Raw genomic sequence first — 16,284 nt, 5'->3', positions numbered from 1 at the left:
CAGCACGAAATTCTTTCGGGCCGCGCGTCAAGGGGAGCGACCCCGCCTCAATCCGGCACCGTCAACCCCGCGAGCCCCTCCCGCGGCGGCGGAAAGCGCGGGTCCATCGCCTCCAGCGTGTCGGCGATGGTGCGGGCCACCATCAGGTTGCGGGCCCATTTGCGGTTGGCCGGCACTACGTGCCAGGGGGCGTAGGGGGTCGAGCAGCGCGACAGCGCGTCGTCGAAGGCGGTGCGGTAGGCGTCCCAGCTTTTCCGCTCGGTGAGGTCGGCCGGGTCGAACTTCCAGTGCTTTTCCGGGTCTTCGAGGCGCGCCTCCAGGCGCTCCTTCTGCTCGTCCTTGGAGATGTGGAGGAAGAACTTCAGGATCGTGGTGCCCGACAGCGTCAGCAGCCGCTCGAAATCGTTGATGAGGCCGTAGCGCTCGCGCCACGTCTCCTCCGGCACGAGCCCCTTCACCCGCACCACCAGCACGTCCTCGTAATGGCTGCGGTTGAACACGCCGATCAGGCCGCGGCCCGGCGCGCGGGCGTGGTAGCGCCACAGGAAGTCCTGATCGAGTTCTTCCGCGCTCGGCACCTTGAACGACCACACCCGGCAGCCCTGCGGGTTCACGCCCTCCAGCACCGAGCGGATGGTGCCGTCCTTGCCGCCGGTGTCGATCGCCTGGAACACCACGAGGAGCGAGCGGCGGTGCTCGGCGTAGAGTTTTTCCTGCAACGCCTTGATCCGCTCGTGCGCGTCGGCCAGCGCCGCCTTGGCCTCGGCTTTCTCGAGGCCTCCCGTCGCATCGGGATCGACCGAAGCGAGGCTGAAGCGCGTGCCGGGCTCCACCGTGACGATGCCGGACGCGGCCCGCGGTACAGAAGGATAGCGGTGCGGCGACAGGCTCGGCGCGGTGCCCATCCCGGCATCGACCGCCCGCGCCCAGGCGGCGGAGGAGGGCGGGTGGTCGTCGGCCCGCTTCTTCCGAGCGTCCTTCTTCGCCTTCTTGTCCTTGCCCTTGTGCTCCACGTCACCCTGCGACGCTGTTTCCCGGTTTTTCCCCGTTTCCGGGCCGACCGCGTCCTTGCCGTTCGTCTTGCTCATACCGAAGATCACCCGCTCGTGAGCCGATCGCGGGCTCAAGGCCCGCGGGGAGGGGAAGCGTTGAGCCCCAAACAGATGCGCCGCCCCCGCCGTTCCCACCGGAGCGGACGAGCGTGAGCGATGCGCCGACGATCTGGTTCCTGCGCCACGGCCAGACCGACTGGAACGCGCAAGGGCGGCTCCAGGGCCATCGCGACATCGATCTCAACGCCCATGGCCTCGCCCAGGCCGGGGAGGCGGCCGATCGGCTGCGCCGCGTCGCCGGGGCGGACCTGCCCACCGCCGACTATGTCACGAGCCCGCTCCTGCGCACCCGCCGGACCATGGAGACGGTGCGGGCCCGCATCGGCCTGCCGCCGACGGGCTACCGCGCCGACCCGCGCCTGCGCGAGATCGGCTTCGGCCATTGGGAGGGCCACACCTGGGCCGAGATTCGGCGGCGCGACCCCACGGGGGCCCGCGACCGGGACCGGGACCGCTGGGGCTACCGCCCGCGCGGCGACAACGGCGAGAGCTACGCCATGGTCGAGACCCGCGTCGAGGAGGTGGTGAGCGAACTGCGCCGCCCGACCGTGATGGTCTCCCACGGCGGCGTCGCCCGCGCGCTCCTCGTCATCCTCGGCCATCTCGACATCCACGCCGCGGTCCGCATGGGCATCCGCCAGGGCAGCGTGCTGGTCCTCGACGCCAAGGGCTGGCGCTGGGCCTGACCCGTCTGCTGCGGCGGCAGGGCGCCCATGCGTCGGCCGTTCTTCTCGGGCGCGCCCCCATCTGGTCCGCCGGTGCCCGCGAGCGCGCGCCCCAGGTTCCATCGCCGTTCAGCGGGTGTATGGGACGCCCCCGGAGCATCGGCCCGAAAGGTGGTCACCGGCTTTCGGACTATGCCGATGCGGCACTGCAGATAAGAACCTCGTGCCGGATGCGATATCCGGCACGAGGTTCTGGAACGGGACCGGGCCGCCAAGCGGGCGCGATCCCGTCGCAAAAGCGCCCCGCGCGCCGCGCTAGTCAGGCGCCGACGCCGAGGGGGCGGACGGACAATCGATCGGCCACGAGGCCGGCACGGAGCAGCGGATGGACGGTCTCGCCGAGATGAGCCCGACCCGGCAGGACGGCGAGGGGGGCACCCCGCCGACGGGCCGGGCGGTCCTGCGCGGTGAGGCGCGGCCCGATCTGATCCGCCGAGAGACCCTGGCCTCGATCTTTCGCGATTCGGCGCGGGCGCGTCCCGACGCGCCCTGCCTGATCGACGCTGCCGCGAGCGGCCCCGACGGGCGCTCCCCGGTCCTGACCTATGCCGAGGTCGATGCCCGCTCCGACCGGCTCGCCGCCGCGCTTTCCGCCCGCGGGATCGGGCCGGGGGACGTGGTCGGCCTGTGGATGGCCCGCGGCACGCAATTGCTGATCGCCCAGATCGCCATCGTCAAGTCGGGGGCCGCGTGGCTCCCGTTCGACGCCGAGGCCCCCGCCGACCGGGTCGCGGTCTGCCTCTCGGACGCTGCCGCCAAAGCCCTGTTCGTCTCGGACGCCCTGCGCCCGCAGGCGCCCGACGGCGTGGCCCCCGTCACCACCTCCGAATTGTCGAGCGAAGTCCCCGACGGCGCCCCCGCCCCCGACCTCGCCGGACTCACCCCGGAGCACCCGGCCTACCTGATCTACACCTCGGGCTCGACCGGCGTGCCGAAGGGCATCGTCATCAGCCACGCCAACATCTGCCACTTCCTGCGCTCGGGCAACGCCGTCTACGGCATGGCGCCTGAGGACGTGGTGTTCCAGGGAGCCTCCGTCGCCTTCGATCTCTCGATGGAGGAGATCTGGGTGCCGTACCTCGTCGGCGCCTGCCTCTTCGTCGCGAGCCCGGCCATGATGGGCGATGTCGAGGCTTTGCCCGGCCTGATCGAGCGGGCCGGCGTCACCGTGCTCGACACGGTGCCCACACTCCTCGCCATGATCCCCGGCGATCTGCCCACCGTCCGCCTCGTGCTGCTCGGCGGCGAGGCCCTGCCCGAGCCGCTGGTGGCGCGCTGGGCGACACCTCAGCGCCGCCTGTTCAATACCTACGGCCCGACCGAGGCGACGGTGGTCGCCACTGCCGCCGAGATGCGCCCGGGCGTGCCCGTCACCATCGGCGGCCCGATCCCGAATTACTCCGTGTATGTCGCCGACGAGGCCTTGAACCTCCTGAGACCCGGCGAACCCGGCGAGTTGCTGATCGGCGGCCCCGGCGTGGCGAAGGGCTATCTCAAGCGCCCGGAGCTGACGGCGGAAAAGTTCGTCGCCAACCCCTACGCCTCCGACGGCACCGATCCGGTGCTCTACCGCTCGGGCGACGCCGTCTCGATGACGGCGGACGGCGACATTCTCTTCCACGGCCGCATCGACGATCAGGTCAAGATCCGCGGCTTCCGGGTCGAACTCGGCGAGATCGAGGCCCGCATCCGGGCCGAGGAGGGCGTCAACCAAGCGGCGGTGGTGCTGCGCCGCGACGACGAGGTGGACCGCCTCGTCGCCTTCCTCGTGCCGGAGCGCAGCGTCGAGATCGACCGGTCGAGACTCCGAAAGGATCTGGCGGCGCAGATGCCGCCCTACATGGTGCCGGGCCATTTCGAGACGGTCGAGACCCTGCCGCGGCTCACCTCCGGCAAGGTCGATCGCAAGGCCCTCAAGATCGCGCCGTTGACCGTCGTGCCCAGCACCGGCGAGCAGGAGGCGCCCGACAACGAGACCGAGGCCGCCCTGCTGGCCGCCGCCAAGAAGGTGTTCGGCGAGCAGCCGATCGGGCTCAACGCCGACTTCTTCTCCGAACTCGGCGGCCACTCGCTGCTCGCCGCCCGCTTCGTCGGCGCGGTGCGCGAGACGCCCGCGCTTGCCGGCATCACCCTGCAGGACGTCTATGCCGGGCGCACCCTGCGGGTGATGGCGTCGAGCCTGATCGAGCGCACCGGCGGCGCCGGGGCCGAGACGGCCGTGCGGGACCTGAGCTTCGAGCCGCCCCCGCTGCTGCGCCGGGCGCTCTGCGGGCTGGCGCAGGCCGCGGCGCTGCCCTTCGTGATCGCGCTCGCCACGTCGCAGTGGCTCGGCATCTTCGTCACCTACCTGCTGCTGACCGGCGGCGGGCTCGGCTTCTGGGGCGAACTCGCCGTCCTGCTGCTCGTCTATATCGGCATCAACGCGGTCACCGCGACGGTCGCGATCGTGGCGAAATGGCTGATCCTCGGGCGGACCCGGCCCGGCCGCTACCCGCTCTGGGGCGTCTACTATTACCGCTGGTGGCTGGCGCAGCGCCTCGCACCGCTGGTGCACATCAAGTGGCTCCAGGGCTCGCCCGTCATCGCCACCTATCTGCGGCTCTTGGGCGCCAAGATCGGCGACGACGTGCTGATCTCCGACCTCGATGTCGGCGCGCCCGACCTCCTCACCATCGGCCGCGGGGCCTCGCTCGGCGGCCGGCTCGTCATCGCCAACGCCGAGGTGGTGGGCAACGAACTCGTCATCGGCCCCGTGACCATCGGCGACGACGTGGCCATCGGCACCTCCTGCGTCATCGGCCACAACACCGTGATCGAGGACCACGCCGAGATCGCCGACCTCACGACCGTGCCGGCGGGCACGGTCGTCGGCACCGCCGAATCCTGGGACGGCTCGCCGGGCCGGCGCGTCGGCACCGTCGACTTCGCCGAGCTACCCGAACCCGCCACCGCCTCGCCCGCGCGCCGCGCGGCGTTCGGGGCGGTCTACGCCTTCCTGCTCGCGGCGGTGCCCGCGGTCGGACTGCTGCCGATCTTCCCGGCCTTCTTCGTCTTCGACAGCATCTCGGACCGGCTCTCCGAGATCACCGACGTGGATTACCACGCCTACCTGCCGCTCCTGACCTGGCCCACCGCCATGCTGATGACGGCGGGCACGGTGCTGCTGATCTCCGGCATCCGCTGGGCGGTGCTGCCGCGGGCGACCACCGGCACCTACTCGATCTGGTCGGGCTTCTATCTCCGAAAGTGGCTGGTCGCGCTCGCCGCGGAAGTGACTTTGGAGACGCTCTCCTCGCTGTTCGCCACGGTCTACATGCGGGCGTGGTACCGGCTGATGGGCGCCCGCATGGGCAAAGGAGCCGAGATCTCGACCAATCTCGGCTCGCGCCACGACCTCGTCTCGGTCGGTGCCAACAACTTCGTCGCCGACGAGGTGGTGGTGGGGGAAGAGGAAATCCGCCGCGGCTGGATGCATCTCCACACCGTCGAAACCGGCGCCCGCGTCTTCGTCGGCAACGACGGGGTCCTTCCCCCGGGCGCAAAGATTCCCGACGACGTGCTGATCGGCATCAAGTCGAAGCCGCCGAAGAACGACATGATGCATCCGGGCGAGACGTGGTTCGGCTCGCCGCCGATCCGCCTGCCGGTGCGCCAGAAGGTCGATCTCGGCTCCGCCGCGCAGACCTTCCAGCCGAGCGTGGGGGCCAAGCTGCGGCGCGGCCTGTTCGAGGCCTTCGCCACCTCGTTCTCGCCGATGCTCTACCTCTCGCTCGCCATCTGCGCGATCGACTGGGTGTTCTACCCCGCGATCCTGGAGGGCGACTGGCTCGGGCTGGCGGTCTCGTTCGTGGTGGCGAGCGTCGTCATCGCGCTGATCCAGACCTCCACCGTCATCGCCCTCAAATGGCTGCTGATGGGGCGCTACGGGCCCGGCATGCGGCCGATGTGGTCGTGGTGGGCGATGCGCACCGAGGCCATCGCGGTCGCCTATTGGGGCTTGGCCGGCAAGGTTCTGCTGGAGCACCTGATGGGCACGCCGTTCCTGCCCTGGGTGCTGCGCCTGTTCGGCGTGAAGGTCGGCAAGGGCGCCTGCCTGCTCATGACCGACATCACCGAGTTCGACTGCGTCGCGATCGGCGATTACGCGGCCATCAACCGCTCGGCGGCGCTCCAGACCCACCTCTACGAGGACCGCATCATGAAGGTCGGTCGCGTCGTCATCGGCGACGGCGTTTCGGTCGGCGCCTTCTCGACGGTGCTCTACGACAGCCATGTCGGCGACTTTGCCCGCCTGCGCCCGCTCACCATCGTGATGAAGGGCGAGTCGATCCCCGCCCATTCGCAGTGGGAGGGGGCGCCGGCCGTGCCGGTGGTGCAGGGGGCGGAGCCGGCGAAAGCGGTGTGAGCCTTGTCGATAGTACCAATTTTGGTACTATCGATTCATGCCTTCCGTGCCGGCCATCCCAATCGCGTTCTATCGAAGCGCGGCAGGGCATGAGCCGGTCCGCGAGTGGCTGAGGGGGTTGACGCCGGAGGACAAGCGGGTCGTCGGCTTCGATGTCCGCCGCGTCCAACTCGGCTGGCCGATCGGTCTGCCGGTCTGTCGTCCGATGTCGGGCGGATTGTTCGAGGTGCGGTCCACGCTTCCGAGCCGGCGCGAAGCACGCCTGCTGTTCGGCTTCCACGAAGGGCGACTGATCGCCCTGCACGCCTTCATCAAGAAGGCTCAGCGGACGCCGGCGGCGGACCTTGATCTGGCACGGCGGCGCCTGAAGGACATCATCGGATGAACGCGGACAACCCCCATATCGGGTCGAGCTTCGAAAGCTGGCTGGACGAAGAGGGCCTCACCGAGGAGGTCACCGCGGCGGCGGCCAAGAGCGTCATCGCCGAGCAGATCGCCGCAGAGATGAAGCGGCAGAAGATCAGCAAGGTCCAGATGGCCGAACGCATGCGGACGAGCCGGGCCCAGGTCGATCGCCTGCTCGACCCGTCGAGCGGGGGCGCGACGCTGGAGACCCTGGTCCGCGCGGCGCGGGCGGTCGGGCGGGAGTTGCGGGTCGAACTCGTCTGAGGCCTTATGATGCTCGCAGGAATGTCGAGTTTCGTGCGAACTTACGTGGGTCCCGGAGGCCATCCATGCTCGATGCGAACCCGTCCGCCTTGCCCGAGCCACGCAGCTTGATCGGCACGTGGCGGCGCTTCGGTCCGGTCGGTCCGGTCTATGAGATCATCGGCACCCGTGAGCCGCTGCCGCGGGGAGGGCCCCTGATGCGGGTGCGGGTCGTGGAGACGGGCGAGGAGATCGATTATCCGCTCGCGGACATCCTCGACGATCCGAAGGAGCGTTGATGTTCGCGATCGCCTTCGATTTCGTTGTGGCGGAAACACAGGCTCATCACCCGAAAGGGCTCTCGCAAGCCTACAGCGACATCCGCACGACGCTCGCGAGTCACGGCTTCGACTGGATTCAGGGCAGCCTCTACGTCAGCCGGACCGAGGACCTCGCCCAGCTGTTCGCGGCCATCATGGCGCTCAAGGCGCTTCCCTGGTTCCCCGCCTCGGTGCGTGATCTCCGCGCTTTCCGTGTCGAGCAGTGGTCGGATTTCACGGCGACCGTCAAAGCCTGACGGCCGCCGCAACGCCCCGCCTCACGCCGCCTCGGTCTTCCCGCCAAGCCGCTTGTCCAGATACGTATCCACCGTCTGGGTCAGCTCGTCGACCTTGCCGTCGAAGAAGTGGTTGGCGCCCTCGACCATCTGGTGCTCGATGATGACGCCCTTCTGGGTCTTCACCTTCTCGATCACCGGGATCACCTCGCGGGCCGGGGCCACGCGATCCTCCGAGCCGTGGACGAACAGGCCCGAGGACGGGCAGGGCGCCAGGAAGGTGAAGTCGTAGCGGTTGGCCATGGCGGCGATCGAGATGAAGCCCTCGATCTCCGGGCGGCGCATCAGCAACTGCATGCCGATCCACGAGCCGAACGACACGCCCGCGATCCAGCAGGACTTCGCCTCCGGGTTGACCGACTGCACCCAGTCGAGCGCCGCGGCGGCATCCGACAGCTCGCCCGAGCCGTGATCGAAGGCGCCCTGGCTGCGCCCGACCCCGCGGAAATTGAAGCGCAGGGCTGCGAATCCGCGATTGGCGAAGGTGTAGAAAAGATTGTACACAATTTGATTGTTCATCGTACCCCCGAACTGGGGGTGCGGGTGCAGCACGATCGCGATCGGCGCGCCCTTCTTCTTGGGCGCCTGATAGCGGCCCTCGAGGCGGCCGGCGGGGCCGGAAAAGATGACTTCGGGCATGATGTCCTCAGGTGACTCCCGAGCCCACCGAGATGAGCACGGGTTCGAGAGCCGGTATCACCGGCCCTGCCTTGACTCGCTCGGCACGCCTCTTAAAAGCGGTCTTAGAATGATTCTAGGTGATTAGAACCGTTCTAAAGAAGAGGATTTCGAAACCTCGACCCTGTCAGGAGGGCGCCGTTGCGGGCGCCTTAGCATGGGGAAGGGGGGACAAATCAAGGAAATCACGGGCTCTGGGGCGACAAGGACAGTTCAAGGACGGATGGACACGGCAGCGCGCAGCTATCTCGACCATAACGCGACCTCCCCGGTACGGCCGGAGGTGGCGGCGGCGGTCGCGCGCGCCTTGAGCCTGCCGGGCAACCCGTCCTCGATCCATGCGGAGGGCCGCGCCGCCCGCCACGCCCTTCAGGAAGCCCGCGCCCGGCTCGCCGTCCTCGTCGGCGCCGCGCCGGAGCGGGTGGTCTTCACCAGCGGCGGCACCGAGGCCGCCAACGCCGTGCTGTCGGGGGCCTTGCGCCGCCAGGGTTGCCCCGCGCCGACCCGGCTGATGATCTCGGCGACCGAGCACGCTTGCGTCGCCGCAGGCCACCGGTTTCCGGAGGCCGCGGTCGAGGTTCTGCCGGTGGACGCGGGCGGGACGCTGCGCCTCGATGCGCTCGCCGCGCGGCTCGATGCCTGCCGCGGCGAGGCCGTGCTGATCTCGGTGCATGCGGCCAACAACGAGACCGGGGTGGTGCAGCCGCTCGCCGAGATCGTGCGACTCGCCCGCGCCCACGGCCGGGCGCTGGTCCACAGCGATGCGGTGCAGGCGGTCGGAAAGATTCCTCTGAGCCTCGACGCCCTCGGGCTCGATGCCCTGACCCTGTCGGGCCACAAGTTCGCCGCGCCCAAGGGCGTCGGCGCCCTGGTGCTGGCCGAGGGCGTCACGCTGGAAACCGCCTTCCTGCGCGGCGGCGGCCAGGAGGCGCGGCTGCGCTGCGGCACCGAGAACCTTTCGGGGATCGTCGGCATGGGCGAGGCGGCGGAGATCGCCTGCACCGCCCTCAACGCCGAGGCCGTGCGCCTCGCGGGCCTTCGCGATGCGCTGGAGGCGCGGGTTCGCGCGCTCGCGCCCGACGCGGTGGTGTTCGGGGCGGGCGCCGCGCGGCTGCCCAATACGCTCAGCTTCGCCGTGCCGGGCCTGGAGGCCGCGACCGCGCTGATCGCCCTCGATCTCGCCGGCGTGGCCGTCTCCTCGGGCTCGGCCTGCGCCTCGGGCAAGGTCGCCCGCTCGCCGGTGCTCGCCGCGATGGGCGTGAGCCCTGCGCTCGCAGCAGGGGCGCTGCGCGTGAGTTTGGGCTGGAATTCGGGCGACGCCGACCTGCGACGCTTCCTCGAGGGGTTCGAACGGGTCGTGTCGTCCCTATATCAACGGCGAGGGCAGGCCGCCTGAGCAAAGCTCAGCGCCGCCCGCCCAAGCCATCTTTTTGGTTGAAACCCCCGGTCCTTGAAACCGGCGTCGGTTAGGAGAGGCTGAATGCCTGCTGTGCAGGAGACCATCGATCGGGTCCGTTCGATCGACATCGACCAGTACAAGTACGGGTTCGAGACCGTCATCGAGATGGAGAAGTCCGAGAAGGGCATCTCCGAGGACGTGGTGCGCTTCATCTCGGCCAAGAAGAACGAGCCCGAGTGGATGCTCGAATGGCGCCTCGACGCCTACAAGCGCTGGCTCACCATGAAGGAGCCGGAGTGGGCCCGCGTGGAGTACGATAAGGTCGATTACAACGACATCTACTACTACGCCGCGCCGAAGCGGAAGGGCCCGGAATCGCTCGACGAGATCGATCCCGAGATCCTCAAGACCTACGAGAAGCTCGGCATCCCACTGCGCGAAGTCGAGATGCTGGAAGGCATCGCCCCCGAGCGCCGCGTCGCGGTGGACGCGGTGTTCGACTCGGTCTCGGTCGCGACCACGTTCCGCAAGGAGCTGGAGAAGGCCGGCGTGATCTTCATGCCGATCTCCGAGGCCATCCGCGAGTACCCGGACCTCGTGAAGAAGTATCTCGGCTCGGTCGTGCCCGTGACCGACAACTTCTTCGCGACCCTCAACTCGGCTGTCTTCTCCGACGGGTCGTTCGTCTACATCCCGCCGGGCGTGCGCTGCCCGATGGAGCTGTCGACCTATTTCCGCATCAACGAGCGCGACACCGGCCAGTTCGAGCGCACGCTGATCATCGCCGACAAGGGCTCGTACGTCTCGTACTTGGAGGGCTGCACCGCCCCGAAGCGCGACGACAACCAACTCCACGCCGCGGTGGTCGAGCTGGTGGCGCTGGACGATGCCGAGATCAAGTACTCGACCGTCCAGAACTGGTACCCCGGCGACAACGAGGGCAAGGGCGGCATCTACAACTTCGTGACGAAGCGCGGCGATTGCCGCGGCGCCCGCTCGAAGATCTCGTGGACGCAGGTCGAGACCGGCTCGGCGATCACGTGGAAATACCCGTCCTGCATCCTGCGCGGCGACGATTCCCGCGGCGAGTTCTACTCGATCGCGGTGTCGAACGGCATGCAGCAGGTCGATTCCGGCACCAAGATGATCCATCTCGGCAAGAACACCACCAGCCGGATCATCTCGAAGGGCATCTCCGCAGGCCGTTCGCAGAACACCTACCGCGGCCTCGTCTCGGCCCACCGGAAGGCCAAGGGGGCGCGCAACTTCACCAACTGCGACAGCCTGCTGATCGGCGACCAGTGCGGGGCGCACACCGTGCCCTACATCGAGTCGAAGAACGCGTCCGCGGTGTTCGAGCACGAGGCCACCACCTCGAAGATCTCCGAGGACCAGAAGTTCTACTGCCTCCAGCGCGGCCTTTCCGAGGAGGAGGCGACCGCGCTGATCGTCAACGGCTTCGTCCGCGACGTGCTGCAGCAGCTGCCGATGGAGTTCGCCGTGGAGGCCCAGAAGCTGATCTCGATCAGCCTCGAAGGCTCGGTGGGCTAACAGCCGGCCATGACCTACGCGTTCGACACCCTCAAGTTCACGCAGCGGCTTGAACAGGTCGGCGTCGGACGCGAACAGGCCGAGGCCCACGCCGAACTCGCCCGGGACATGATCCTGGCCGACGTGGCGACCAAGGCCGATCTGGTCGCCCTAGAGGCGGCCCTCAAAACCGAGATCAGGACCGAGATCGCCGGAGTGCGAAGCGAGATCGGCACTATGAAGAAGGAGTTCGAAGGCTCGCTGCGCGAACTCGAACTCCGGATGACAGTGAAGCTCGGGGCGATCATCGCGGCGGCCGCCGCTGCGGTCGCCGCGCTTCAGAAATTCCTTTGACGGCGCAGCGCCGAGCAGCCGTCGAACCTAGACCTGGGACTTCGCAGAACATGCTGGAAATCAAGAACCTCGTCGTACAGATCGAGGACAACCGCATCCTCAACGGCCTGAACCTCACCGTGAACGACGGCGAAGTCGCCGCGATCATGGGCCCGAACGGCTCGGGCAAGTCGACGCTCTCCTACGTCATCGCCGGCAAGGAGGACTATGAGGTCCTCGACGGCGAGATCCTGCTCGACGGGCAGAACGTGCTGGAGATGGCCGCCGACGAGCGCGCCGCCGCCGGCATCTTCCTGGCCTTCCAGTACCCGCTGGAGATTCCCGGAGTCGGCACGATGACCTTCCTCAAGGCCTGCCTCAACGCGCAGCGCAAGGCCCGCGGCGAGGCCGAACTCACGACGCCCGAGTTCATCCGCGCGGTGAACGGCGCCGCCGACAAGCTCGAGATCAACAAGGAGATGCTCAAGCGCGCGCTCAACGTCGGCTTCTCCGGCGGCGAGAAGAAGCGCATGGAGATCCTGCAGATGGCGCTGCTGCAGCCGAAGTTCTGCGTGCTCGACGAGACCGATTCCGGCCTCGACATCGATGCGCTGCGCATCGTCTCCGAGGGCGTGAACGCGCTCCGCGCACAGGGCCGCTCGTTCCTCGTCATCACCCACTACCAGCGGCTCCTCAACCACATCGTGCCCGACACGGTGCACGTCATGTCGAAGGGCCAGATCATGAAGACCGGCGGCAAGGACCTGGCGCTCGAACTCGAGGCCTCCGGCTACGCCGAGTACCGCACCGGCGAGGCCGCGTGATGGCCGACATCACCCAACTCCGCTCCCCCGCCGAGGCCGGGCTGTCCAAGCTGTTCGAGACCTCGCGCAAGGCGTTTGCCAGCGAGTCCGCGATCAGCCGCGAGGAGGCGTTCCGCTTCTTCGAGGCCACCGGCCTGCCGAGCCGCCGGGTCGAGGCGTTCAAATACACGGACCTGCGCGCCGCCATCACCGACGCCGCCCCGCCGGCCGAGGCGCCCTCGGATGACGCCGCCGAGGCCGCGGTCGCAGGTGCCACGGGCTTCTACGAGGTCGAGGCCGTGCGCCTCACCTTCGTCAACGGCCATCTCGTGCCGGCCCTGTCGGACCTCGACCGGATCCCCGAGGGCGTGAACGTCACGCCGCTCAACGAGGCGCTAGCCAAGGGTGACGACCGTCTGAAGCTCCTCGCCCCCGTCGAGCAGGTGCGCGAGAACCCGGTCTACCAGCTCAACACCGCCTTCCTGGCGGACGGCGCGCTGATCTCGGTCGCGGCCGGCGCCAAGCCGTCCACGCCCGTGCATCTGCGCTTCGTCGGCACCGGCGAGACGGCGTTCTCGACGGCGACCCGCGTGCTAGTCGATGTCGGCGCGGGTGCCGAGTTCTTCCTGCTGGAAAGCCACGAGGGGCCGTCCGGGCTGATCTATCAGCCGAACGACGCCCTCGACGTGCGCATCGGCGAGGAGGCGGCCTTCCGCCACTCACGGATCAACCGCGAGGGCGACGCGGCCATCGCGCTCTCGACGCTGTCGGTGCGGCTCGAGCGCCAAGCGCAGCTGGAGACGGTCAACCTCGTCACCGGCGCCAAGCTCTCGCGCCACCAGATCTACCTGCACGTCGCGGGCGCGGACGCCAACGCGGTCGTCAACGGCGCGGCGCTGCTCGGCGACGGGCAACTCGCGGACTCGACCCTACTCGCCGACCACGCGGCGACCGGGGGTGTGGGCCGCGAGATGTTCAAGACGGTGATCGACGGCGAGTCGACCGGCGTGTTCCAGGGCAAGATCATCGTCCGCCAAGTCGCGCAGCAGACCGACGGCAAGATGAAGTCCGATTGCCTGCTCCTCAAGGACGAGGGGCAGATGATGAACAAGCCGGAGCTGGAGATCTTCGCCGACGACGTCGCCTGTGGCCACGGCGCCACCTGCGGCGCGCCCGACGAGGACCTTCTGTTCTACCTCATGGCCCGCGGCCTGCCGCGCGCCACCGCCGAGAGCCTGCTCGTGCAGGCCTTCGTCGGCGAGGCGGTCGAGGCGGTCACGCACGAGGGCGCCCGCGCGGCGCTGATCGGCGGGATCGAGGCTTGGCTGAAGGGGCGGGGGTAAGGCGCGGAAGCGTAACCCTCCCCCCTCCGCAGGGGAGAGGGTGCCCGGGTTCGCGTCTTTCCAACCCTGAACCTCATCCTGAGGTGCCCGCGTCAGCGGGCCTCGAAGGAGGGCTTCAGGGATCGCACAGACATCTGGAGGGCTCGCTCACAGCCCTCCGCTTCGCTCCGGCACCTCGGGATGAGGGGAGGAGCGGGATCGGCGGCACCATGGCCGTCACGCTTCAAGGTCGAGACGATGAACGCACCCGTCCGCCCCACCCCCCAAGTGGCCCCCTACGACGTCCAGGCGATCCGGAAGGAATTCCCGATCCTCTCGGAAAAGGTCTACGGCAAGCCGCTGGTCTACCTCGACAACGCGGCCTCGTCGCAGAAGCCGCGCGCCGTGATCGACGCCATGGTCTCGTGCATGCAGACCGGCTACGCCAACGTCCATCGCGGCCTGCACTACATGGCCAACGCCGCGACCGAAGGCTTCGAGGGCGCGCGCGAGACCACGCGCCAGTTCCTCAACGCGGCCTCGACCGACGAGATCATCTTCACCCGCAACGCCACCGAGGCCTACAACCTCGTCGCCTCGGCGATGGGGCAGGCCGGGCTGATCGGGGAGGGGGACGAGATCATCCTCTCGATCATGGAGCACCACTCCAACATCGTCCCCTGGCATTTTCTGCGCGAGCGCAAGGGTGCCGTGATCAAGTGGGCACCGGTCGATGACGAGGGCAACTTCCTCGTCGAGGAATACGAAAAGCTCTTCACCCCGCGCACCAAGATGGTCGCGATCACCCACATGTCGAACGTGCTCGGCACGGTGACGCCGGCCGAGGAGATCGTCCGCATCGCCCACGCCCACGGCGTGCCGGTGCTGCTCGACGGGGCCCAGAGCGCCGTGCACCGCGCGGTCGATGTCCAGGCGCTCGACTGCGATTTTTTCGTGTTTACCGGCCACAAGGTCTACGGGCCGACCGGGATCGGCGTGCTCTACGGCAAGAAGGAATGGCTGGAGCGGCTGCCGCCCTACCAGGGCGGCGGCGAGATGATCCGCACCGTCAGCCAGGACGCGATCACCTACAACGACCCGCCCCACCGCTTCGAGGCGGGCACGCCGGCGATCATCGAGGCCGTGGGCCTCGGGGCCGCGCTCGAATTCATGATGAAGCTCGGGCGCGACCGGATCGAAGCGCACGAGGCGGCGCTGACGGCCTACGCGCAGGAGCGGCTAGGCGCCATGAACGCGCTGACGCTGATCGGCACCGCGAAGGACAAGGGCGGCGTCGTCGCCTTCGAGATGAAGGGCGCGCATGCCCACGATGTCGCCACCATCATCGATCGGCAGGGCGTGGCGGTGCGGGCCGGCACCCACTGCGCCATGCCGCTGCTCAACCGCTTCGGCGTCACCTCGACCTGTCGCGCCTCGTTCGGCCTGTATAATACGACCGACGAGATCGACGCGCTGGCCGAGGCGCTGACCAAGGCCGAGATGCTATTCTCTTGAGAAGTTCGGCCGCGGGGCCCGGAGCCCCGACAGCCGGAGGAGTGATCCGATGAGCGCAGACGCCACCATCACCGGCGGCACCAACGCCCCCGCCCTCGCGGCGGCCCAGGCGATCCCGCCGGAAGAGATCGACCGCCTGACCGACGACATCGTCGCGGCGCTGAAGTCGGTCTACGATCCCGAGATCCCCGCCGACATCTACGAACTCGGCCTGATCTACCGCGTGCAGATCGAGGACGACCGCCGCGTGCTGATCGACATGACGCTCACCGCGCCTGGCTGCCCCGTCGCGGGCGAGATGCCGGGCTGGGTCGAGAACGCGGTGACCGCGGTGCCGGGCGTGCAGTCGTGCTCCGTCACGATGGTGTTCGATCCGCCGTGGGACCAGAGTCGCATGTCCGACGAGGCCCGCGTCGCGCTCGATATGTGGTGAGTGGCCGGGGCCTCGCCCCGTCGCCGATCCCTAACCCTCGGGGGCGGCGGCGGTCGGGTCCCAGCGCGGCTCGAACCGCAGCCCGTCGTAGATGTCCGACAGCGCCAGCCGCCCGCCGATCTCCGGCAGGTCGATGACGGTATCCAGGCCGTCGAATGTCTCGATCGCCCAGCCCTCGTCGTTGCGGCGATAGAGCAGGACCTGCGGCAGGACGGTCTCGACGAGGAGGATGCAGCGCAGGGTCGGATGGCGCTTGTACTCTTCAAGCTTGCGCGTCCGATCGACGGCGCTCGTCGAGGGAGAGGCGACCTCGACGACCAGCCGAGGCGCCTGCGCCTCGTAGGTGTCGCGGATGAGTTCGGCGCATTCGACCATGACGTCGGGGCGGCGCAGGCTTCGTATGCTGGTGCGGATCGCGATGTCCGCCGTCATCGGCCGACAGCCCGAGCCGCGTAGCTGCGTTCCCAGACTGATGATGATGTTGATGGTGGCTTGGTCGTGCTGGCTGCTGCTGCCCGTCATCATCCGATGGCGCAGGATCGGGATGCCATCGACGAGTTCGTAACGCTCGTCCTGATGGAGCTGCCACGCAAAGAACTCTTCCGGCGTCATCCGCCGCCGCGCAGGATCGGCCATTCGCACCCCTCCGTGACCCGGCAAGCATAGCATGCCGGAATGCGTAGTGCGCAGGTGCCCCTCCGGTGGACCCTCGCCCGCCGGATGCTTATCTTCGAAACACCCCAGAGGACTCACCCGCCCGGGCCT

Annotated in this window: 16 protein-coding genes; 13 read left to right on the top strand and 3 right to left on the bottom strand. The window is 68.6% G+C overall.

The features are described from left to right. Positions 1–47: 47 nt before the first annotated feature. Positions 48–1,088, bottom strand: coding sequence for a polyphosphate kinase 2 family protein (locus ASG52_RS00960; protein WP_082552283.1), 1,041 nt, complete (start codon positions 1,086–1,088; stop codon positions 48–50). A gap of 113 nt (positions 1,089–1,201) precedes the next feature. Between ASG52_RS00960 and ASG52_RS00955 the strand changes: the two genes are divergently transcribed. The 6 genes from ASG52_RS00955 (at position 1,202) to ASG52_RS00930 (ending at position 7,467) form a co-directional block, all read left to right on the top strand. Further along, on the top strand, positions 1,202–1,798 hold the full coding sequence (locus ASG52_RS00955; protein WP_056237755.1) for a histidine phosphatase family protein: 597 nt from the start codon (positions 1,202–1,204) through the stop codon (positions 1,796–1,798). Between the two features lie 364 nt (positions 1,799–2,162). Beyond that, positions 2,163–6,242, top strand: coding sequence for a Pls/PosA family non-ribosomal peptide synthetase (locus ASG52_RS00950; protein WP_056237754.1), 4,080 nt, complete (start codon positions 2,163–2,165; stop codon positions 6,240–6,242). Between the two features lie 37 nt (positions 6,243–6,279). After that, positions 6,280–6,627: a type II toxin-antitoxin system RelE/ParE family toxin gene (locus tag ASG52_RS00945; RefSeq protein WP_056237750.1), complete on the top strand. Its 348-nt coding sequence runs from the start codon at positions 6,280–6,282 to the stop codon at positions 6,625–6,627. Beyond that, the gene (locus ASG52_RS00940; RefSeq protein ID WP_056237749.1) at positions 6,624–6,911 is read left to right on the top strand and encodes an XRE family transcriptional regulator; all 288 of its coding nucleotides are present in this window, start codon (positions 6,624–6,626) and stop codon (positions 6,909–6,911) included. Before ASG52_RS00945 ends, ASG52_RS00940 begins: the two co-directional genes overlap by 4 nt. A 65-nt stretch (positions 6,912–6,976) precedes the next feature. Continuing rightward, positions 6,977–7,189 (top strand): DUF5397 family protein, encoded by a 213-nt coding sequence (locus tag ASG52_RS00935; protein ID WP_056237746.1) that lies wholly within the window; start codon positions 6,977–6,979, stop codon positions 7,187–7,189. Further along, complete coding sequence (locus ASG52_RS00930; protein WP_056237745.1) at positions 7,189–7,467, top strand: virulence factor; 279 nt, start codon at positions 7,189–7,191, stop codon at positions 7,465–7,467. The genes ASG52_RS00935 and ASG52_RS00930 overlap by 1 nt, the downstream gene beginning before the upstream one ends. Before the next feature lie 21 nt (positions 7,468–7,488). Here the strand turns inward: ASG52_RS00930 and ASG52_RS00925 are convergent, their stop codons facing one another. Continuing rightward, positions 7,489–8,145: an alpha/beta hydrolase gene (locus ASG52_RS00925; RefSeq protein ID WP_056237741.1), complete on the bottom strand. Its 657-nt coding sequence runs from the start codon at positions 8,143–8,145 to the stop codon at positions 7,489–7,491. Between the two features lie 262 nt (positions 8,146–8,407). Between ASG52_RS00925 and ASG52_RS00920 the strand changes: the two genes are divergently transcribed. From ASG52_RS00920 to ASG52_RS00890, 7 genes are all read left to right on the top strand, one after another. Further along, positions 8,408–9,580, top strand: coding sequence for a cysteine desulfurase family protein (locus tag ASG52_RS00920; RefSeq protein ID WP_056237740.1), 1,173 nt, complete (start codon positions 8,408–8,410; stop codon positions 9,578–9,580). A gap of 84 nt (positions 9,581–9,664) precedes the next feature. Continuing rightward, entirely contained in the window at positions 9,665–11,134 is a 1,470-nt protein-coding gene (gene sufB / locus ASG52_RS00915) for a Fe-S cluster assembly protein SufB (RefSeq protein ID WP_056237737.1), read from the top strand. A 9-nt stretch (positions 11,135–11,143) separates the two neighbouring features. Next, positions 11,144–11,467, top strand: a complete 324-nt coding sequence (locus ASG52_RS00910; RefSeq protein ID WP_056237735.1) for a CCDC90 family protein — start codon at positions 11,144–11,146, stop codon at positions 11,465–11,467. Positions 11,468–11,517: 50 nt separating this feature from the next. After that, entirely contained in the window at positions 11,518–12,270 is a 753-nt protein-coding gene (gene sufC / locus ASG52_RS00905; protein ID WP_056237732.1) for a Fe-S cluster assembly ATPase SufC, read from the top strand. Continuing rightward, positions 12,270–13,592 carry a SufB/SufD family protein gene (locus ASG52_RS00900; protein ID WP_056237731.1) on the top strand — a complete coding sequence of 441 codons (1,323 nt, stop codon included), beginning with the start codon at positions 12,270–12,272 and terminating at the stop codon, positions 13,590–13,592. The genes sufC and ASG52_RS00900 overlap by 1 nt, the downstream gene beginning before the upstream one ends. 237 nt (positions 13,593–13,829) lie before the next feature. Next, positions 13,830–15,086 (top strand): cysteine desulfurase, encoded by a 1,257-nt coding sequence (locus ASG52_RS00895; RefSeq protein WP_056237730.1) that lies wholly within the window; start codon positions 13,830–13,832, stop codon positions 15,084–15,086. 49 nt (positions 15,087–15,135) lie between these two features. Then, positions 15,136–15,519, top strand: a complete 384-nt coding sequence (locus ASG52_RS00890; protein ID WP_056237727.1) for an SUF system Fe-S cluster assembly protein — start codon at positions 15,136–15,138, stop codon at positions 15,517–15,519. Between the two features lie 30 nt (positions 15,520–15,549). On the opposite strand, the gene ASG52_RS00885 is transcribed toward ASG52_RS00890, so the two are convergent. Beyond that, positions 15,550–16,155 (bottom strand): Uma2 family endonuclease, encoded by a 606-nt coding sequence (locus ASG52_RS00885; RefSeq protein WP_056237725.1) that lies wholly within the window; start codon positions 16,153–16,155, stop codon positions 15,550–15,552. Positions 16,156–16,284: the final 129 nt, after the last annotated feature.

The sequence above is a fragment of the Methylobacterium sp. Leaf456 genome (assembly GCF_001425465.1).
Lineage (GTDB): Bacteria > Pseudomonadota > Alphaproteobacteria > Rhizobiales > Beijerinckiaceae > Methylobacterium.
The sequence above is the reverse complement of the archived record's forward strand: the minus strand, read 5'-3'. Positions and strand labels throughout refer to the sequence as shown.